The sequence below is a fragment of the Desnuesiella massiliensis genome, assembly GCF_001403615.1.
GTDB classification, from domain to species: Bacteria; Bacillota; Clostridia; order Clostridiales; family Clostridiaceae; genus Desnuesiella; species Desnuesiella massiliensis.
Window position 1 is genome coordinate 446,755 of record NZ_LN879455.1, and the last position, 22,331, is coordinate 469,085.

A 22,331-nucleotide genomic window follows, 5' to 3' on the forward strand; every position below is an offset into this window, starting at 1 on the left:
GGTAAGTATGGAAAAAGAAATTAAATATTCTTCAATTAAGGTTTTAAAAAAGCTTTTTGGATTAATTAAAAAATATTGGTATGCTTATGCCATAATAGCAGTTGCATCAGTATTTTCTGCAGCTGCTAACATTTCTATAAATGAAGGCATTAGAAAGATGGTTAATAGTGCTGTAAGCAAAAATATGACTTTATTTAAACAAGGTATTATATTTTCAGTAGCTGGAATTTTAGGCGAAATTTTATTTTATTCTGCAATAATTTATGCCAGTGGATTTTATAGGCTTAAGATTCAATCCATTACTGAAGGAAGACTTGTAGGTCATTTATTAAAAGGAAAACTTAAAAATATTCAAGAAAATCATTCTCAAGATTTAATTTCAAGGATTACGAGTTCCTCAAGAAGTGCTGTAGATGGAGTAAGCGATAAAGTTCAAATGATTCTTAATTCAATTATAGAGCTGACTATGTTTTTTGTTTATTTTTCTACTATGAATATAAAGTTAGCTATTTTAGCAATCATAGTAGCTATTATACTACCTATGATTTTAAATCCTGTTTCCTCTTTAGCAAGAAAGGCCTATGATAAGCGTCAGAAAAAAGAAGCAGAAATTTATAGTTATATGCAGGATGTTATTCAAGGTGGAGAAACAGTTAGAGTCTATGGATTAAAAAATTATTTTAAAGAAAAAGTTGAGCATAGTTATAAAGATTATTTTAGGTTATTAAGAAAGCTTTTGATATGGGATGAAATCATATGGAATACAAAAAACCTTGTTAATTTTGGAGGAAGAATTTTGTTGATTGCTTACGGAGGACTTTTAGTTTTCAATGGAGAGATAGAAATTGGAGGAGTAACTACAATTCTTATTGCTTTTGGAAGTTTAGTTTATCCAGTACAAGAAATAGTATCTTCCTGGGCCCAACTACAACAATCAATATCAGCTGGTGCAAGAATGTTTGAAATATTTGATATGCCTTTAGAGAAAAAAGTAGTTGATTTAGAAAAGCATATAGATAATTATGAAGGTATATTATTATCTAATGTTACTTTTGGATATAAGCAGGATGAAAATATTTTTAATAATATAAATCTAATGATACCTAAAGGTAAGGTAACAGCATTAGTAGGCAATAGCGGCGGAGGTAAGAGTACTTTATTAAAGCTATTATTAAGATTTTATGATATAGAAAAAGGTGCTATAGAGTACAATGGAAGTTCAATAGTAGCTATGGAGCCTGAAAAGTGGAGAGAAAAAATATCCTATGTTTCTCAAAATCCATATCTTTTTACAGGAACAGTAATGGATAATATAAAATGTGCTAAGAGTGGAGCAAAGGAAGAAGAAGTATATGAAGCAGCAAAAAAAGCTCAAATTCATGATTTTATTATGACTTTACCTAAAGGATATGATACCTTCATAGGAGAAAAGGGGTACATATTATCTGGTGGACAAAAACAGAGAGTTGCAATAGCAAGAGCTATATTAAAGAATGCCGAAATATTATTAATGGACGAACCCACATCAGCTTTAGATAGTGAAAATGAAGAGGAAATTCAGAATTTAATTTATCAAGGTAAGGAGCATAGAATTACCATAGTTGTTGCTCACAGACTATCAACAATTAGACAAGCTGATAATATAGCTATTATAGAAAATGGAAATATTGTAGAACAAGGAAAGCATAATGAGCTTATGAAATTACAAGGAGTGTATTATAAATTAAATTATAAAGATTTGGGAGATCAGGGGGTGACAGCAGTATGACATCTTGGCAAATTTTTAAAAGAACCTTTGGATATACAAAGAAATACGTATGGATAACAGTTTTAGGGGCTCTTATAATGATTCCAGCCTTCGTTATATTAACAGTAGGAATAGCAGCTATACAAGAACCTCTTATAAATATGATAATTAATGGAGAGAAACATAATCTTATTACAACAACAAAATTAGCAGCTATAGTTGCAGTTTTTATAGTTACCCTTTGCATGATAGGTGGATGGATGATGCATTATGCTAGGCACAAAACCATTAGGGATTTAACTATTTCTACAATGAATAAGATAAATAAACTTCCTATGGAGAAATTGCAGTCTAAGCATTCAGGAGATATGATGTCATTATTAAAGAATGATATACCAATATTAGTATCCATTGTGACTAGCCAGTTAACTACAACCTTTAATATGATATTAGCAGCAGTAGGCGCTGGAGTATATTTAATTTCTAGAAATGTAGTTCTAGGAATAATAACTATTCTTATAACGCCACTTTCTTTTCTTATGACAGGATTTGTAAATAAAAAGATGCAGAAAGTTTCTAGAGAAATAGAAGAACAAATGGCAGTGGTTGAAACAGCAATACAAGAAATCTTACAAGGCATGGAAGAGGCTAGAGTCTTGAACTTAGAATTAGTTTTAGAAAAAGATTTTAAAGAGAAGCGTAAAAGCTTAAGAATACTACAAATGAAAGAAGTAGTATTAAACATAAAGTTTAGGGCTCTATTTATTTTTATCCAAGGAGGGCTTCAACTAATATATGCAGTAGTTGTATGTTATTTAGCCATAAAGGGACAAATGGCAGTAGGGAGTATTTTGGCGTTTGTAATGTTATTTGGCCAGGTACAAGGATGTTTTATAGGTTTTGCAGATATATGGGGAAAGATTCAAAAGGGGATTGGAGTTGGGCGAAGAGTATTTGAGCTTATGGACTATGAAGAAGAGTTTGATTTAGGTGGAAATAAATTAATAGAAAGCTATAACAAAGAAACCGGAATATCCATTGATGAAATAGATTTTAGTTATGAAAATGATGATAAGTTATTTAATGAACTAACTATAAATATAAGGGAAGGGGAAACCGTAGCCCTCGTAGGAAAAAGTGGTTGCGGAAAAAGTACTTTAGCAAAACTTTGTAGCGGATTGTTATTCCCTATTAAAGGCAGTGTAAAGGTTTTTGGAAAAGAGTCTAAAACTAATCTGTCTGAAATGAGAGAAAATATAGCTTATATATCTCAAACTCCTTATATTTTTACAGGCACAATTAAAGAAAATATAGCTTTAGGAAACTTAGAGGCTAGTGATGAAGAAATACTAAATGCAGCAAAACTTGCTAGTATCCATGATTTTATTATGGAACTGCCGGAGAGATATGATACAGATATTAGTGAGAAGGGTTCAAATCTTTCAGGAGGACAAAGACAGAGAATATCCATAGCGAGAGCTTTTTTGAAAGATGCAAAGGTAATTATTATGGATGAAGCCACCTCAGCTCTTGATAATATAAGCGAAATGAAAATACAACAAGCTATGGAAAAATTGATGAAGAATAAAACTGCAGTAATAATTGCCCATAGATTATCCACCATAGAAAATGCTGATAGAATTTTAGTTATGAATAATGGTGATATTGTGGAAGAAGGAGCTCATAGTGACTTGCTAGTTAAGGAAGGGCTGTACAGTAATTTCTGGATGAAATTTACCGAAGGCTTAGAGTAGTATATATGGAGTTTTCAATTTGGTTATCTTACAAATTGATGTAACATTGAACTATACACTAATAACATAATACCATATATATTCATTTGGTTAATATTTATAATTATAAATGAAATCAAGCATAAAGTAAAAGTAAGAAAATTTAATGGAGGGATGATTATGACAAAAATTGCTTTTATGGGCGCGGGCAGCACGATTTTTGCGAAAAATGTACTAGGGGATGTTATGTTAACACCATCGCTTAGAGATTCTGAAATTGCTCTTTACGACATAGATCAAAATAGATTAATTGAATCTGAAGTGATATTAAAAAATATTAATAAAAATTGCAATAGTAATCGTGCTAAAATTGTAGCTTATTCAGATAGAAAAGAAGCTTTGAGAGGAGCTAAATATGTAGTAAATGCAATTCAAGTAGGCGGATATGAGCCTTGCACCGTAACCGACTTTGAAATACCTAAAAAGTATGGATTACGTCAAACTATTGGAGATACTTTAGGTATTGGAGGTATTTTCAGAGCACTAAGGACAATGCCTGTAATGTTAGATTTTGCAAAAGATATGGAAGAAGTTTGTCCTAATGCATGGTTTTTAAATTATACAAATCCAATGGCAATACTAACAGGAGCTATGCTTAGAGGAACAAGCATCAAAACTGTGGGATTGTGTCATAGTGTACAAGTTTGTGCAGATTACTTATTAAAAGGCTTAGGAATGGAAACTGAGGATATTCAGTGGAAAATAGCTGGAATTAATCATATGGCTTGGTTATTAGAGATTACAAGAAAGGGCGAAGATTTATATCCAGAAATTAAGAAAAGAGCCTTGCAAAGAGAAACGCCTCATGGAGATATGGTGCGCTATGAAATAATGAAGCAATTTGGATATTACGTAACTGAGTCCAGTGAGCACAATGCAGAATACATGCCTTACTTTATAAAAGATAAATACCCTGAATTAATTGAAAGATTTAATATTCCATTAGATGAATATCCAAGAAGATGCGTAGCTCAAATAAACGGATGGAAGCAACTAGGTAAGGATTTGGTAAATAATAAGAATATTGAACATAAAAGAACAAGTGAGTATGCTTCATATATAATGGAGGCTATGGAAACGGATGTTCCATATAAAATTGGCGGAAATGTATTGAATAATGGATTGATAACTAATCTGCCTAAAGATGCCGTAGTAGAAGTTCCTTGCTTGGTTGATAGAAGCGGAGTAACACCATGCCATATAGGTGACCTTCCACCTCAATTGGCTGCATTGAATAGAACAAATATTAATACACAATTATTAACACTAGAAGCAGCAATGACTGGTAAGAAGGAATACATTTATCATGCGGCTATGCTTGATCCACATACATCTTCTGAGCTATCTATAGATGATATTATTGCTTTATGTGATGATTTAATTGAAGCTCATGGTAATTGGTTACCTAAATTTGTGTAGAACTTTTAATTCCTTTAAGATATTAGAAGCAACTTCATAAAAGGAGATAAATTTATATCTCCTTTTATTTAATGTAAGTGGTGTAAGGAGGTAGGAATTTGAAACAGATAAAAACAAGTAAACATATAATTACTGTAGAGGGTGGCGAAGGGTTAGAGTTAAATCTTACTAGTGAGGAATTGGAGGATGGATTAGAAAGTGTGAAGCTGAAAATTAATTCACAGATACCAATTCACCTGCCTAAAATTACAATATCATGGGATCAGCCTATTATTGATATACATTCTTATTGGTATCCCACTGCCTTTAGACATAAGGCCTTCCATGCTGATTGGGCAAGGGGATTTTTTTCTAAGGCGACAATTTCAGCACCGGTTTCATGCCTATATAATGTAAGTGGACAGAATAGGCTTACTTGTGCTTTTTCAGATGCTTTAAATACGGTTAATATTAATCTAGGAGTACATGAAGAGGATGGCACTTTTAAGTGTAAAATTGTACTTTTCACTGAAATTTCAAAGAAGGTATCAGAATATGAAGGAGAACTGAGAATAGACACAAGAAATATCCCTTACTACGAAAGCTTAAAGGATGTTTCAAAATGGTGGGAAAGCTTTAAACAGTATGAGCCTGCATTTGTTCCAGAATTTGCAAAGCAACCAATGTACTCTACTTGGTATAGCTTTCATCAAGAAATAAAAGAGGATGAAATAGAAAAGCAGTGCAGAGTAGCTAAGGAGCTAGGCTGTGAAGCTATTATTGTAGATGATGGATGGCAAACTTCTGATAACAACAGAGGATATGCTTATTGTGGAGATTGGAAAGTTGCCAAGGAAAGAATTTCTAATATGAAAGAACATGTAAAGAGAGTACATGATATAGGTCTAAAATATATGCTTTGGTATAGCGTTCCTTTTGTTGGATTACATTCAGAGGCTTGGAGTAGATTTAATAATAAGATACTGTCATACAATGAAATTTTAAAAGCTGGAGTGCTTGATCCAAGATATCCTGAAGTTAGAGAATATTTAATCTCTATATATGAAGATGCAGTTAGGGAATGGGATTTAGATGGATTAAAATTAGATTTTGTAGATGAATTTGATTTACCAAGTGATGGATCAAATAGTCATAATGAGCTTATGGATTTTGAATCTGTTCAAGAGGCTGTAGATTGCTTATTAAGTGCTGTAATGGAGAAGCTTAGAGCTATTAAGCCTGATTTTATGATTGAATTTAGACAAAGATATATAGGTCCCTATATGAGAAAGTATGGCAATATGTTCAGAGTTACAGATTGTCCTAATGATGCTATAACTAATAAGATAGGATCAATGGATATAAGATTGCTATGCGGAAATACTGCTCCTCACTCAGATATGATAATGTGGAACAGTGAAGATAGTATGGAAAATGTAGCATTGCAATTTATAAACATATTATTTTCTGTGCCTCAATTATCTATGAAGTTTGAAAATCTAAAACAAGAGCATTTTGAAGTAAGTAGATTTTGGCTTGAGTTTTGGAAAAAACATAGAGAGATGCTTCTAGAAGGAAAACTAACTCCATTGTATCCAGAATTAAATTACCCACTAATTGCTTCAAGTACAGAAAAAGAACATATAGTAGCTGTATATTCAGAGATTGTTACACATTTAGGTAAGGAAGCAAATGGAAAAGTTATATTAGTAAATGGAACACAGAAAAATAAAATCTATCTTGAAATAGAAGAGAATTTTGGAGAAAAACATATAGAGGTGCTAAACTGCTCTGGTCAGGTGGTTAGAAGAGAAAAGGTAAACTTAAATAAAGGACTTTTGAGCATTGATATTCCTGTGGGTGGAGTGGCATTTTTAATTTAATATCATATAAGCAAGTTATAAAAAAAACCAGTTCTTAGGAGCTGGTTTTTTCTTTATAATTTGAAAATAATATCTTTATTTTTGATATTCTAAAAAGTTATACTAAATATTGATATAAATACATAAGTAATTACGACTTAATATATGTAAGAGCTTTTACAGAAAGGAGAATAAAGCATGGGAATAAGGGAGGACAATGTAGTAGAACAACTGAAGAGGAAAAACCCTAAAGCTTTAGAGTTTGTTGTTGACAATTATGGTGCATTGATTAAGTCTGTTGTACAAAAGACCTTATTTAATTTCGAAAACAGCGGATATATTGAAGAGTGCATGAATGATGTGTTCTTAGCTATATGGGAAAATTGTCATAAGTTCTCAGGGGTTAATAGCTTTAAAGCTTGGATAGGAGCTATTGCAAAATATAAGGCTATTGATTATCAAAGAAAGTATATAAAGAGCTTATATCATGAAAATGTGGAAGAGTTAGAATTAAAGGAAGAGGCTGATATAGACAAAGAACTATTACAGCAGGAATGCAATAAAGAGATAATGAAGCTGTTATCTAATCTAACTCCTTCAGATAGAGATATATTTATAAGAAAATATTTTCAAGAGGAAAGCACTAATCATATAGCTGAGGAGCTTGGGTTAAAAAGTTCTGCTGTAAATAACAGGCTTTCAAGAGGGAGAAGAAAGTTAAAAGAATTATTTAGTGGAGAGGTGAATTCACAATGAAGGATGTTTATGAAATGCTAAATGATGTTCAGATAGACTTAAAGGAGTATGACGAAAGTCCTTTAAATGATATAGAGAAGAAAAAAATTAAAAATACTTTAAAAAGCAAGATTAAACCTAAAAAATCTCGTGGTAAAAAGGTAGCTATGGCAGCAGGAGTTTTATTACTTGTCTCTATAGTTGGATATAATAGTAATCCAAGCTTTGCTAGCAATATACCTCTAGTGGGAGGAATTATAAAAGAGATAACAGGCTATGGAAATTCAGATTTTGATAAATACACTAATGTAATAGACCAGTCTCTAGAGTTAAATGGATTTAAGGTTACATTAAAGGAAGTAGTACTAGATGATAATGAGCTTAGAATAGCCACTACATTTGATAGGAAGGATAAGGATATAAAGCACAAATTTTTAACCCTTCATCCTAAGGTGTATATTAATGGGAAATGGTTAAATGTAGGAGGGGGAGGCCGTAAGCATACCGAAGATGACGGTTCTTATCTAACTATTGATAATCTAGATATAATGAAGGAAGATATACCTAAAAATATATCCATGAAAGTAGTATATGAAGGGGTTAAGGTGATAGACCCAGACACTGGAAAGGAAATAGAGAATGTAAAAGGACCTTGGGAATTTAAATTTAATGTATCTAAGGAGAAAATCACTGCAGAAACTAGAAGCTATAAAATCAGTAAAACCCTTAGTACTCCTGGTGGAGGGAAGATGGAGCTAGAAAAATTGACTTCATCACCTTTAACCACAGGAATAAGCTTTAAGTTAAGAGGTAAAAATGAGTTTTATAATTTTATTGTAAGAGATGATAAAGGACGGGAATTAATAGCAGAGGGCTTAGGTTATAGAACAGACTCCATGTTTATGAGAAATAGCTACTCAGGAAATATGAAATACTCTGCAATACCTAGGGATTCTAAAATTTTGACTTTTATACCCTATTTTAGTCATTCAACTGACAAGAGGGAAATTGAAAAAAATGAGCTTTTAGAAGTTAAGGATAAATTCCCAATGACTATTACTCAAAACGAAAAAAATAAAATAATTATAAGTAATATAGAGGCAAAAGATAATGAGGTATATGTAGAGTATATTACTGAAGGCTTATCCTTGGAATTACAAAAATATAATTTAAATATTTATGATGAAAATAAAAATTTATTAGAAAGAGATTTTTCAAAGGGTAATGTTGATAAGGTTATGGATAAAGGGGAAAAAATAACAGCGGTATTTAAAAATAAGGGAAGTAAAAGATTCTTTATAGGCACAGACAAAATGAATAATATAGAGATCCATGAGGATAAAAGCTTTGAAGTGAAATTAGATTAACACAAAGGGTTGGGTTGCTCAATAATCATATAGAAGTCTTACACATTTATATTGATTAATTTCAAGTAATTATTCATAGAGTTGAAAAATGCGTAACATTAGAATGCTACGCATTTTTTTTATTTGGTATAGAGCAGTATTACATTAATATTCATATGTTTTACACTTGTAGTCCTTAGTATTTTTCATCTTCTTTTTATCTTTGACTCTGGAAGCATGCTGATTTTTAGCTTCAATATATTTAAGTTCCTTCTTCAGTTTTATATAGCTCTCTAGCCTTTTTGAATCCAACATACCATTAGCTAAGGCTTCTCTAATCTTGCAGCCAGGCTCCTTTTCATGTTTACAATCTTTAAACTTACAGCCTAAAGCTATACTTTCAACATCACCAAAGGTCTCTGTAATACCAGAATCTATCTCCCAAAGCCCTAGCTCTCTTGTACCCGGAGTATCGATTATTAGTCCTCCAGAGGGTAAAAGAAACATCTGCCTATGGGTAGTGGTATGCCTTCCTTTAGAATCTTCTTCTCTTATGGAGCTGGTGTCCATTAAATTTTCATTGGATAGTTTGTTTAATAAAGTGGACTTACCTACTCCAGAGGAGCCTACTACAGTTATAGTGTTTCCTGAAACAACATAGTTAAAAAGGGTTTCAATTCCATCTCCGGTTTCAGAGCTTACTGCGTGTATAGGGACACCGGGAGCTATGCTCTCTACAGAAGAAATTTTTTCATCAATATTATCGCAGAGGTCTGCTTTGCTTAAAATTATTACGGGTAATCCGCCGCTGTCCCAAGCAATAGCTAAATATCGTTCTATTCTTCTTAAACTAAAATTATTGTTTAAAGAAGTCATTATAAAAACGTAATCAAAATTAGCTGCTATAACCTGAGAATCGGGTATTGTGCCTGCTACCTTTCTAAGGAAAGAGCTTTTTCTAGGAAGCACTGAATGAATAGTAGCATTTTTCTCATCTTCTCTAAGGGATATAGCTACCCAATCTCCCACGCTAGGAAAATCAGCTTTACTCATGGCCTCATACATAAATTTGCCGGAGACTTTAGCTTCTACCTCACCAATATCAGTATATAGCTTATATAAGTTTTTACTTTCCATCGTAACTCTTGCTGGTTTTAAGTTTTTATCAGTATATTTCTTAAGTTCTTCATTTAAGGAATTATTCCATCCATATTGTTGTAATGACAATAGTATACCTTCTTTCATAATCTATTTTAATCGCATTAAAAACCCCTAGAAATCAAAAAAAGCTAAGAGGAATAGCTTCCCGATAGCATTTTTTGCATAAAAATAACACCATAACCATGGTGCCTCATTTTGAAATTATTAAAATATATAGGCCTAAGGGGTTACTAAACTAGAGTGATCAATAGTCATAATAAATGAAGTATATTAAAATAAATTAATATTCATTTATATGTGACATGATCCAGTATTAAGTTTTATTTATAAATCACCTCTAATATAAACTTTTTCATAATACAACACTCCCTTCGCCTAAAATTTACTTACACAATTTCATTATATTAGCAAATACCTTTTAATGTCAATGATTTTAATACATTATTTTATAATTTTAATAGAACTTTATTAACATTTTCACAAAAAAGTGATAAGAAAGATTCGTTATAAAACTTTTTTAACGAATTATTTTATTTAAAAATTTAAATATCCACAGCCAAGATGAATAAAATTTCGATAAAATTAAAATCAAGCTATTGTTTTGTGTTAAAAATAGTGCTAAGATATGAAATGTAACAAAATAAATGTAGAAAAAAGTCGAAAAATAAGATATATCAGATGGAGAAAGGCAGGAAATAAATTATTTTTCGGTGCAAACGTTTAACAGAATGTTGAATTATTATTTTACTAAAGAGGAGGTTTGTATTATGGATAACAATGAAGTGAGAAACCTTAGGTGGTACAACCTGGCATTGATGGCTTTTGTTATGGTATGGGGATTTGGAAATGTTGTAAACAACTATGCCAATCAGGGGTTATCAGTTATTGTATCCTGGGTGCTAATGATTGCTCTTTATTTTGTTCCTTATGCTTTAATGGTTGGTGAAATGGGATCGGCCTTTAAAGATGGAAGAGGTGGAGTTAGTACATGGATAAGATCCACTATGGGAGCTAATCTTGCATACTTAGCAGGATGGACATACTGGGTGGTACATGTACCTTACTTAGCGCAAAAGCCACAAGCTATATTAATAGCATTAAGCTGGAGTGTATTTCAAGATGGTAAAGTTATAAAAGCTTTAAATCCTATGGTATTACAATCTATAAGTTTAGTAGTGTTCTTTATATTCTTATGGGTAGCTTCTAAGGGAGTAAATTCCCTAAAGAAAATAGGAACCATAGCAGGTACTTCTACATTTATAATGTCGCTATTATATATACTATTAGTAATTGCTGCACCAGCATTAACAGGAGTAAAGCCTGCTACCACTAATATAAGTTTTAAGTCAATAATGCCAGAATTTAATTTTGCTTACTTTACTACTTTATCAATGTTGGTATTTGCAGTAGGAGGATCTGAAAAAATTTCTCCGTATGTTAATAACACAAAGAATCCAAGTAAGGAATTCCCAAAAGGAATGATTGTACTAGCCATAATGGTAGCTATATCAGCCTTATTAGGATCTATAGCTATGGGTATGATGTTTGATGCAAACAATATTCCAAAGGACTTAAAGATGAATGGTCAATATTATGCCTTTAAGATGCTTGGAGAATATTATGGATTAGGAAACTTCTTCCTAATTGTTTATGCTTTGGCTAATATGACAGCTCAAATTTCAGCGTTAGTATTCTCTATAGATGCTCCGTTAAAGGTGTTATTCTCTGATGCTGATGAAAGATATATACCAAAATCTTTAACTAAGATCAATAAAAATGGTGCTCCAATTAACGGATATAAATTAACTGCTGTGCTAGTAGGCATATTAATAATGGTACCGGCTTTTGGTATAGGAGATATTAACACATTATTTAATTGGCTATTAGATCTTAACTCAGTAGTTATGCCAATGAGGTACTTATGGGTATTCTTAGCTTATATGGCGTTAAGATCTGTATTAGATGGAAAGCTAAACTACGAATATAAATTCATAAAGAACTCAAAGGTAGCCTTTGGAGTGGGATTATGGTGCTTCTTATTTACAGCCTTTGCTTGTGTAATGGGTATGTTTCCAAAAGGTGTTCAAGCTTATAGCTCACAATGGTATTTCCAAATTACTCTTAACTTTATAACACCTTTCGTACTAATCGGTCTAGGATTAATATTACCAATGATAGCTAAAAGGAAAAATAATATAAGCTAATTTAATATATGCATACGCATTAGAGTATCTAGTTAAGGACTTAGCTAATTTTAGTTTAAGTTCTTAAGAGCTAGATACTCTTTTGTTTTTGAAATTATATTAAATATATGTAAAAGTGATTAAGGGACGGGGATAAAATAATATGCTATAATGTTTAAGTAAATTAATTGAAATGGAGGGAAGATGCTATGAACAGCTATGCATTTCCTATAAAGATGGCTTTTTTTACTTTCCCTTTCATAGCCGCTTTTATAACCTTACCCTTTTTGATATTTCAATATAAAAAATATGGATATCTTAATAAGTTTAGAGCTTTTATACTTTATTCCTTTTTATTATATTTAATAACAGCTTATTATTTAATAATTTTGCCACTGCCTGCATCCAGGGATGTAAAAAGTCTTCAATTGCCTGGTACTGTATATTATAAGCTTACTCCTTTTAATTTTATAAGAGATATAATTAAAGAAAGTAAAGTGGTATTTGGCAATAAATCCACCTATATAACTATATTTAAAGAAAGAGCTTTTCTTCAAGCTGCTTTTAATGGGGTACTATTAACCCCTCTAGGTATATATTTAAGATATTATTTTAATAAAGGGTTAAAGCAAACATTAGTAATGAGCTTCTTTATGTCATTATTTTTTGAACTTACCCAGCTTACTGCATTATACGGAATATATAATGCTCCTTATAGGATTTTTGATGTGGATGATTTGATTTTAAATACCTTGGGTGGGTTAATTGGATTTATAATTGCTCCTATGTTTGCTTATTTTTTGCCTGAAGCAGAAAAATTAGATGAAAATGTGGATTTAAGCAGTATGCCAATAGGAATTGTAAGAAGAGGTATAGCTTTTTCTATAGACTGGACTATAGTTTCTTTTGTATTGACTATATTTAAAAGGGAGCAAGAGTTATTTTCAAAGGCAATTCTTATTTTTATATATTTTATATTAATAGTATATGCTACCAATGGAAGAACTTTTGGAAAATGGCTTGTAAGGATAAAGGTCAAGGGAAAGGAAGAAAAACTAAAGTTCTTAGAGGTTTTCAAAAGATATGGAATTCTTTATTACGGCATTACTGGTCTGAATTATATCATGATTCAGGTAATTACTTTAAATGGGGAAAAAGGTCTAATTAATATAGTGGTAATATTTGTTATGATGGTATTTAATATTATCATAGCAGTGAACTTAGTCATAAATATATTTAGCAAACAAAAGCTATTTTTTTATGAAAAAATTAGTGGGACAAGGAATGCGGTAATCACCAATAATTTAAATAAGATGAGGGATTTAAATATATGAAGATGCCTAAAATATTAATTTTTTTTATTATACTTATAATCCTAATATCTTTTCTCTATTTTGAAAATAATTCTATTCAGCTCACTAAGAAAGAACTATATAGCAGTAAGCTGCCAAAGGACTTTGAGGGATTTAAAATTATTCAAATATCTGATTTGCACAGTAAAGTCTTTGGGAAAAATAATAAAGACTTAGTAGAGAAGATAAGGGATGAAAAACCACATATAATAGTTATTACTGGAGATCTAGTGGATAGGAGACGTTATAATGAAGATAAAAGCTTGGACTTTATTGATAAAATAAAAGATATATGCCCCATATACTATGTTACAGGCAATCATGAGGCTTGGTCTGGAAAGTTTCCTTCCCTTGAAAGAAAGCTAAAAGAAAGAGAGGTTAATGTACTAAGAAATAATAAGCTAACAGTAAGTAAAGGAGGAGACTATATTAATATTTTAGGAGTAGATGATCCAGCCTTCAACACAAAAGACTACAGTGAGGCATATAAAGATTTCGAAATTACTAAAAATGTGCTTAAAAGTATGGAGTATGATAAAGAAAGAGAGTTTAATATTTTACTTTCTCATAGACCGGAACTATTTGATATTTATGAGGAAGCTGGAATAGATTTAGTATTCGCAGGACATGCTCATGGAGGACAGATTAATATACCTTTTATAGGTGGTGTCATAGCTCCAAACCAAGGATTTTTTCCAAAATATTATAAGGGAGCCTATAATAAAAATAATACAACTATGATAGTTAGCAGAGGGTTAGGAAACAGTGTAGCACCTCAAAGGCTATTTAACCGCCCTGAAATTATATCGATGACAGTATATAGTAAGTAATAACTTACTTACCAAAAAATATTATTTGACTAATTAAATTATTGTGATATAATAATGCATGTCGTTTAATATAATAAAAGTTTATACTCTTCTTTTTTAAGAGATAAAATTTTTTTATATTATAATAATCTTAAAAAAGGAGTGTATCGATATGGCAGATAAAACTTTAGTATGTAAAGACTGCGGAAAAGAATTTATATTTACAGAAGGCGAGCAAGCTTTCTATAAAGAAAAAGGCTTTGACAATGAGCCGCAAAGATGTCCGGAATGTAGAAAAGCAAGAAAGCAATCAAATAACAATAGATCTTTCAGAAGATAATAAACTACGATTATCAAGCAGCTGTTGATTGTATGTCAACAGCTTTTTTATGTGTATAAATTAGTTATAGGTTTACAATTAGAAAGGAAGAAAATATGATTAATAAGAATTTTGATGAATTAAATTTGAATAAAAAAGTATTTAGAGCTATAGAGGACATGGGATTTGAAAAACCATCTTCTATACAAGCAGAAGCAATACCTGCCATAATAGATGGGAAGGATGTAATAGCTCAATCACAAACAGGTACGGGTAAGACCCTGGCCTTTGGAGCCCCTATAATAAGCAATATATTAAATAAAGAAGAAGTAAAGAATAATATACAGGCCCTTGTATTAACTCCTACAAGAGAATTGGCTCTTCAAGTTACAGAGGAGTTAAGGCGTATAGCAAAGCACGCAAGACTTAAGATAGTACCTATATTTGGAGGGCAATCCATAGAAATGCAGCTAAGGGATTTAAAAAGAGGTGCTAATATAGTAGTAGGTACTCCAGGAAGAATTATAGACCATATGAACAGAGGAAGCTTAAAACTTCAAGAGGTTGAATACTTAGTAGTAGATGAAGCAGACGAAATGCTTAATATGGGATTTATTGATGAGGTTGAAAGTATTATAAAAGAGACTAATTCTGACAGACAAACAGTTTTATTTTCAGCTACTATGCCTCAACAAGTAAAAAACTTAGCCTATAAATATATGAAAAAAGATTTACTTCATATATCTATAGTAAAAAAATCTTTAACTGTAGATAAAATAGATCAGTACTACATTCAGTGCAAGAGCAAAAGCAAGGTAGAAGCTTTATGCAGAGTATTAGATTATGATAATACGGATGGAGTTATTATATTCTGTAGAACTAAAAAAGGTGTAGATGAGTTAGTGGAAGCCCTTCAAGCAAAGGGGTATAATGTAGAAGGCATGCATGGAGATATGGGGCAAAATCAAAGATTAAATTCTTTAAAGAAATTTAAAGAGTCCATATTAGATATCCTTGTAGCTACAGATGTAGCAGCAAGAGGTATAGATGTGCAAAATGTCTCTCATGTTATCAATTATGATATTCCTCAAGACTTAGAGTCCTATGTTCATAGGATTGGAAGAACTGGAAGAGCTGAAAGAGAAGGTATAGCCTATACATTAATAAATCCTAAAGAGCAGAAGATTATTAGACAGATTGAAAATTTCACTAAGAGCTCTATAAAGAAAAAAGAAATACCTACACTAGAGGATATCATGGACAAAAAATGTGATAGCTTAGTGGAAAGCCTATGGGAAAATTTAGAGGGTAAGGATTATAAGAAATTCCTACCTATAGTTGAAGGCTTACAAAAGGAAGGAAATTTAGTTCATATATCTGCTGCTTTAATGGCAATGCTTTTTGAAAAAGAAGTGAGCAATAAGTACGAAGAAGATATAGCTGAAGAGGAATCCTACAACAGACTATTCTTAACTGTAGGTAAAAAGGATAATTTAAACATAAAGTCCTTATTAACTTTTATAGACAATAATGCAGGAGTTAAATCCAGTGAAATTGGAGACATTGATATCTTAGATAAATTCTGCTTTATGGATGTGTCAGAAAACCATGCTAGAAAAATAATAGAAAAAGCAAATAATAAAAAATTAAATGGTAGAAGTGTAAGAATTGAATTTGCTAATAGAGGCAGAAACTAAGAAAAAAGCGACGGAAGTCGCTTTTTTCAATTCATAATTCACAATTCACAATGCACAATTGAGGAAGATTTTTCTCCGTTACTCTACGAAAAATCTAAATTTATAGCTTTAATGGCTTTAGCCATAAAAAATCGTGGCTAAGTATTAGCCGCTCTTTACAAATTTTCAATTTTTTTGTAGCGGCAGTGGAGAAAAAATTACCTTCATTGTGAATTGTGAACTGTGCATTGTGCATTAAATAAAAATTACTTCGTAATTTTTATTTATGTTGCGCTTTAGTGCTTTTACGTATTAAAATATATAAAGATACCATATTGCGTAATTGGCAGGTTTTTGCTAGAGTGTATATGAAAGTATAGTTATTACAAGGAAAGAATTAATTACAAATAATATAATATGTTTGTCATGGAGGAATAGAATATGGAAAAACAAATCGTAAAACCAAGTATTTTACCAGGTTTCATGGAGCTTTTACCCGAAGATCAAATATTATTTAATAATATGATGGATACCATAAGGAAAAATTATGAAAAATACGGATTCATTCCTGTAGACACTCCTGTAATTGAGAAGTCAGAAGTATTATTAGCAAAGGGGGGCGGAGAAACAGAAAAACAAATTTATAGATTTAACAAGGGAGATAGCGATTTATCCTTAAGATTTGATCTTACTGTACCTTTAGCTAGATATGTTTCTCAGCATATGAATGACTTAACCTTTCCTTTTAGAAGATATCAGATAGGAAAGGTATATAGAGGAGAAAGAAATCAAAAGGGTAGATTTAGAGAATTCTTTCAATGCGATATAGATATAATAGGAAATGGTAAGTTAAATCTAATAAATGATGCAGAGATACCAAGCATAATTTACTCTACCTTTAAGGATTTAGGCTTTGAAACTTTTACTATTCATATAAACAACAGAAAACTATTAAATGGATTTTTTGAATATCTAGAAATTGAAGATAAGGCGGAAGTTTTAAGAACCATAGATAAGATAGATAAAATTGGAGAAGAAGCTGTAAAGAAGGAGCTTCTATCTCTAAATATAAAGGAAACTGCTGTAGAAAAAATCATTGAGTTCATAGGCATTAAAGGAAATAATAAAGAAATAATTGGAGCCTTAAACAATCTTGGTATTGATAATGAAGGCTTTACTATGGGACTAGAAGAGCTTTCTAAGGTAGTATATTATATAGGAGAATTTGGAGTTCCAGAAAAGAATTTTAATATAGATTTAAAAATAGCAAGAGGATTAGATTATTATACAGGTACCGTTTATGAAACCATATTAGATGATTATCCATCTATAGGATCTGTTTGTTCAGGAGGAAGATATGATGACTTAGCTGGTTATTATACCACTCAAAAGCTTCCGGGAGTTGGTATATCCATAGGATTAACTAGGTTATTTTATCAGCTAAGAGAAGCAAATATTATAAAGGGTAGTGGAGCATCTACTTTAACTAAAGTATTAGTAATTCCGATGGATGACAAAATTGAGTACTCTATTATGGTAAGAAATAAACTTAAGGATAAGGGAATAATATCTGAAGTATTCTTGGAGGACATCAAGTTTCCAAAGAAACTAAACTATGCTAATAAACTTAATATTCCCTATGTAATAATAATAGGAGAAGAGGAGAGGAATACTGGAATATTAGCATTAAAGGACATGGTAGAAGGAAAGCAACAGAAATTAACCATTGAAGATATACTTAATATATTATAAAAAATTGCGATGCATTATAATTTAAAATGCATCGCTTTTATGTTTAACTACATATATTGCATTAAAAACCAATTTAAAAAGGAGTATTTTATGTGTAGTTTAATAACATTAATTAAATATATGAATTATAAATGTCGAATTTTGATTCAAATAATAAAAATCTAATCGAAAAATATTAATTAGTATAATTTTGAAAAAATGCTATAATAATTCTTGATATATTATTTTGAGGAGAGTAAAAATGGGTGAGTATTGTGAGTATAACCTTTCGGAGATAGTGGATTTAAACCATTTCCAAAGGCTAATGAAAGAGTTCTATAGGATAACTAAAATTCCTCATGCTTTAATTTCTGTAGATGGAACCATGCTTAGTTATGAAGGCTGGCATGATATTTGTACAAAATTCTATAGGAAGAGTGAAAAAGGTATGGAAAGATGTTTAGAAAGCTTAGACATCTTAGTGAAAAAAACAAAAGAACTTAATTCTGGTGAGTATGATATACGTATATGTAAAAATGGTTTAGTTGAAGCTTATGCACCAATTAAAATAGACGGTTATCACATAGCTACACTGATATTTGGACAGTTTTTTATAGAAGCACCTGATTTAGATGCTTTCAAAAAAGAAGCAAAAGTATTACAATTAGATTGTAAAGAATATTATGAAACTTTAAACAGCGTTCCTATAATATCAGAAAAGCAGTTAGATTCTTATATGAAGTTTTATATAGAGCTATCTCATATGCTTTCTCAAATAGGACTTAATAATTTACTGCAAAAGCAGAATAAGAAAGAGTTAATGCTTATTAATAAAGAGTTAGATGATATGGTAAACATTAGAACCAAAGAGCTTAGAACTATAAATTACAGATTAAAAAGCGAAATAAAGTCTATTAAGGCTATGGAAAAGAAGTTAAAAGATAGCGAGGAGCGATATCGAAGCTTAATTGAATTACTACCTTATGGCGTTTTAGTTATAAGAGAAGGAAATGTGATCTTTGCTAATTCTAAAGGACTTAAATATTTCAATATGGTGAGTGTTGAACAAATAAAGAAGTATAAATATACAGATTTATTTTGTCCTCATGAGGACTATATGAAAATCTATTTAGAAAATTTAGAATTATTAGAACGTAATCATAAACTTGATCAAACAGAAGAAAAACTAGTGAATAAGATAACCGGTGAAACTATGTATTTTGAGACCTCCATAGTGAAGATAGCTTATGAAGGAGAAGAAGCCATATTAGTAGTTTTTAAAGATATATCTGATAAAAAAAGCTTAGAGGTTATAAATAAGAAAGTCATTGAGTATAACAGAATTCTAAACGAATCTTTAGAATATGAAAGATTAAGAACTGAATTTTTTGCTAATATTTCTCATGAATTTAAAACACCTATAAATGTGATATCTAGTGCATTACAAATAAGTGAGCTGATTTTAAAGAATAAAACAGACATTGATGAAGTAGGAAATAGTCTAAATAAGTATATTAATATGATGAAAAAAAATTGTTTTAGATTGATAAGATTAGTAAATAATTTAATTGATATAACAAGTATTGATTTAGGCCATTTAAAGCTGAATTTAGAAAATGCAGATTTAATTCAAGTAATTGAGGATACCATAGAAAAAGTATCAAGCTATGCTGATAAAAAAAATATAGATATTGTTTTTGATACGGATATAGAAGTGAAATATATGAGTTTTGATAAGGAAAAGATTAAAAGGGTACTGTTAAATTTATTTTCAAATTCAATTAAATTTACTGAGACCTTTGGTACTATTTATGTAAGCATTTATGATAAGACAAGTAAGATTTATATTTCTATAAAGGATACTGGAATTGGAATACCCGTAGAAAAGCAAAAATACATATTTGATAGATTTGTTCAAGTAGATAAGTCTTTATCTCGAAATCATGAAGGAAGCGGTATAGGATTATCCTTAGTAAAATCTTTAATAGAAATGCATGATGGAAACATAGAGCTTAATAGCAGTTATAAGAAAGGAACTGAATTTATAATAGAGCTTCCTGTAAAGGTTATAGACGAAAATCATGCTGTTAAGTTAGATATAGAAAATAAAAATATAGATATTGAAACGGTAAAAATAGAGTTTGCGGATATTTATTTATAAAATAAATTTCAAAGAGGTAATAATATGTTAGAACATAAGATAGTTAAAGAAAATGAAAATAACTTTAGAAATCTGTTCAATACTATAGAAAGCTTTATATTTGTAGTAGATATAAATGCAAATATTTTATTTGCTAATCAATGCGCTATTAGGAAGTTAGGATATTCTTTTGAGGAATTTTTAAAGCTAAATATATTTGATCTTCATCCTAAAAGGTACTTGGCTGAAGCAAGCAAATTATTTACGATGATTGTTCAAGGTAAATTAAAAACCTGTCCTTTACCTATACTTTCTAAAGGTGGTATTGAAATAGAGGTAGAAGTACAAATAACAGAAGGAATATGGAATGAAGAAAAGGCTTTTTTTGCTGTGGGCAAGGATATAAGCCAATCTAAGATAATGGAAAAAGAATTAATAAAGCAAAGGATGTTTTTAGAATCCTTAATTGATACAATACCGGATAGTATACTTTATAAAGATTTAAATGGAGTATATTTAGAGTGTAATGAAGCCTTTGTAAAGAGATATTCATTATCAGATAAGAGTAAGATAATAGGGAAGACGGATTATGAAATAGACAGAGATAAGAGCTTGGTAGAGACCTTTGTAAAGCAGGATAAAGAAGTATTAAGTACCCAAGAAACTAAAATATATGAGAACGAGATAGTTTTAACTAATGGAGATATAAGCTATATCGAAACTAAAAAATCTCCTTTCTATGACGAGCGGGGTAATTTATCGGGTGTAATAGGAGTAAGTAGGGACATAACCAGCAGAAAAAAAATTGAGCAGAGCTTAAAGGAAACAGAGGAGCGCTTTAATCAAATAGCTAACAGCATAAATGATGTATTTTGGATAGGTACCGATGAAAAAGTGGAGTATGTAAGCCCTGCCTTTGAAAAGATATGGGGAAGAAGTAGAGATGAATTCTATAAAGATAATAAAGCCTTTTATAAATATATTCATAAAGAAGATTTAGATAGAATGCATAATATTTTAGGTGTGGGTCAAGAGGTTTATCTTCAAAAAGGAATTTTTAACGAAGAGTATAGAATTATTAGACCAGATGGCAGCATAAGATGGATTTGGGCCAAGCGGTTTCCCATTAAAGATTCCAGTGGAATAATTATAAGAAAAGTAGGCATTGGAAAAGATATAACAGAGTTAAAAATAGCCCAAGAAGAACTTATAAAAGCTAAAGAGGAAATTTTTAAGAAGGAATTAGAAAAGCAATCCTTGCTGCTAAACCAAACCTTAGAATTAGAAAAGCTCAGAACTGAATTTTTCTCAAATCTATCTCATGAATTAAGAACACCATTAAATATAATAATAGGAGCTTTACAATTATTGGAATGCAATAATGTTATCAGTGAGGATAATAGGGATAAATATTTAAAAATAATAAAGCAAAACGGCTACAGATTACTACGCCTTATAAATAATCTAATTGACTCAACGAAGATTGATGCAGGGTTTATGGCTTTTAATGCTCAAAATTTAAATATAATAAGTTTAGTTGAAGACATAACCTTATCCGTAGTGGAATATGCCAAGCTAAAAGGTATTAATATAGTATTTGATACAGAAATGGAAGAAAAAATTATTTGCTGTGACCCGGATAAAATGGAGAGGATAATGCTAAATATTTTATCTAATGCAATAAAGTTTTGTACCAGCGGAGATAGTATATACGTGAATATCAGTAAAAAACAAAAATATTTAACTATAAGCATAAAGGATACAGGCATAGGAATACCAGCAGATAAAATAGATATGTTATTTTTAAGATTTAGACAAGTAGATAATTTATTAACTAGAAGATGTGAGGGAAGCGGTATAGGACTATCCCTAGTTAAGTCTTTTGTAGAAATGCATGGAGGAGAGGTAACGGTAAGCAGCATCTTTGGAAAGGAAACTGAATTCTTTATAAAATTACCAGATAGAGTCATAGAGAAGGACTACGAGCTTACGGAATATATAATGGACGAAGAAAAGCTGGTAGAAAAGATAAAGATAGAATTTTCAGATATATATTTTTAGAAAGAAATCCTATACTTG

15 protein-coding genes are annotated in these 22,331 nt (G+C 30.7%); 14 read left to right on the forward strand and 1 reads right to left on the reverse strand.

Annotated features, from left to right (window positions below):
• Window positions 1-7 precede the first annotated feature (7 nt).
• The 6 genes from BN2665_RS08840 to BN2665_RS08865 all read left to right on the forward strand — a co-directional run bounded on the left by BN2665_RS08840 (window position 8) and on the right by BN2665_RS08865 (window position 8,902).
• Window positions 8-1,768, forward strand: coding sequence for an ABC transporter ATP-binding protein (locus BN2665_RS08840; RefSeq protein ID WP_055666746.1), 1,761 nt, complete (start codon window positions 8-10; stop codon window positions 1,766-1,768).
• Window positions 1,765-3,501, forward strand: coding sequence for an ABC transporter ATP-binding protein (locus BN2665_RS08845; protein ID WP_055666747.1), 1,737 nt, complete (start codon window positions 1,765-1,767; stop codon window positions 3,499-3,501). Before BN2665_RS08840 ends, BN2665_RS08845 begins: the two co-directional genes overlap by 4 nt.
• Before the next feature lie 159 nt (window positions 3,502-3,660).
• Window positions 3,661-4,959 carry an alpha-glucosidase/alpha-galactosidase gene (gene melA / locus BN2665_RS08850; RefSeq protein ID WP_055666748.1) on the forward strand — a complete coding sequence of 433 codons (1,299 nt, stop codon included), beginning with the start codon at window positions 3,661-3,663 and terminating at the stop codon, window positions 4,957-4,959.
• Between the two features lie 98 nt (window positions 4,960-5,057).
• Window positions 5,058-6,821 carry a glycoside hydrolase family 36 protein gene (locus tag BN2665_RS08855; protein WP_207643684.1) on the forward strand — a complete coding sequence of 588 codons (1,764 nt, stop codon included), beginning with the start codon at window positions 5,058-5,060 and terminating at the stop codon, window positions 6,819-6,821.
• A 177-nt stretch (window positions 6,822-6,998) separates the two neighbouring features.
• A complete protein-coding gene (locus BN2665_RS08860) occupies window positions 6,999-7,556 on the forward strand; it encodes a sigma-70 family RNA polymerase sigma factor (RefSeq protein ID WP_055666749.1) in 558 nt (185 codons plus the stop codon).
• Complete coding sequence (locus tag BN2665_RS08865) at window positions 7,553-8,902, forward strand: DUF4179 domain-containing protein (RefSeq protein ID WP_055666750.1); 1,350 nt, start codon at window positions 7,553-7,555, stop codon at window positions 8,900-8,902. Before BN2665_RS08860 ends, BN2665_RS08865 begins: the two co-directional genes overlap by 4 nt.
• A 144-nt stretch (window positions 8,903-9,046) precedes the next feature.
• Here the strand turns inward: BN2665_RS08865 and rsgA are convergent, their stop codons facing one another.
• Window positions 9,047-10,108, reverse strand: coding sequence for a ribosome small subunit-dependent GTPase A (rsgA, locus tag BN2665_RS08870; protein WP_055667114.1), 1,062 nt, complete (start codon window positions 10,106-10,108; stop codon window positions 9,047-9,049).
• Window positions 10,109-10,809: 701 nt separating this feature from the next.
• Here rsgA and BN2665_RS08875 point away from each other — a divergent pair.
• From BN2665_RS08875 to BN2665_RS08910, 8 genes are all read left to right on the forward strand, one after another.
• On the forward strand, window positions 10,810-12,246 hold the full coding sequence (locus tag BN2665_RS08875) for an amino acid permease (RefSeq protein ID WP_055666751.1): 1,437 nt from the start codon (window positions 10,810-10,812) through the stop codon (window positions 12,244-12,246).
• A 188-nt stretch (window positions 12,247-12,434) separates the two neighbouring features.
• Complete coding sequence (locus BN2665_RS08880; RefSeq protein WP_055666752.1) at window positions 12,435-13,559, forward strand: VanZ family protein; 1,125 nt, start codon at window positions 12,435-12,437, stop codon at window positions 13,557-13,559.
• On the forward strand, window positions 13,556-14,407 hold the full coding sequence (locus BN2665_RS08885) for a metallophosphoesterase (RefSeq protein ID WP_055666753.1): 852 nt from the start codon (window positions 13,556-13,558) through the stop codon (window positions 14,405-14,407). The genes BN2665_RS08880 and BN2665_RS08885 overlap by 4 nt, the downstream gene beginning before the upstream one ends.
• A gap of 151 nt (window positions 14,408-14,558) precedes the next feature.
• Entirely contained in the window at window positions 14,559-14,726 is a 168-nt protein-coding gene (locus BN2665_RS08890; RefSeq protein ID WP_055666754.1) for a zinc-ribbon domain-containing protein, read from the forward strand.
• Window positions 14,727-14,821: 95 nt separating this feature from the next.
• Complete coding sequence (locus BN2665_RS08895) at window positions 14,822-16,402, forward strand: DEAD/DEAH box helicase (protein ID WP_055666755.1); 1,581 nt, start codon at window positions 14,822-14,824, stop codon at window positions 16,400-16,402.
• A 420-nt stretch (window positions 16,403-16,822) separates the two neighbouring features.
• The gene (hisS, locus tag BN2665_RS08900) at window positions 16,823-18,133 is read left to right on the forward strand and encodes a histidine--tRNA ligase (RefSeq protein ID WP_055666756.1); all 1,311 of its coding nucleotides are present in this window, start codon (window positions 16,823-16,825) and stop codon (window positions 18,131-18,133) included.
• Between the two features lie 241 nt (window positions 18,134-18,374).
• Complete coding sequence (locus BN2665_RS08905) at window positions 18,375-20,273, forward strand: PocR ligand-binding domain-containing protein (protein ID WP_055666757.1); 1,899 nt, start codon at window positions 18,375-18,377, stop codon at window positions 20,271-20,273.
• Between the two features lie 24 nt (window positions 20,274-20,297).
• Window positions 20,298-22,313 carry a PAS domain-containing sensor histidine kinase gene (locus BN2665_RS08910; RefSeq protein ID WP_055666758.1) on the forward strand — a complete coding sequence of 672 codons (2,016 nt, stop codon included), beginning with the start codon at window positions 20,298-20,300 and terminating at the stop codon, window positions 22,311-22,313.
• The last annotated feature ends 18 nt before the right edge of the window (window positions 22,314-22,331 follow it).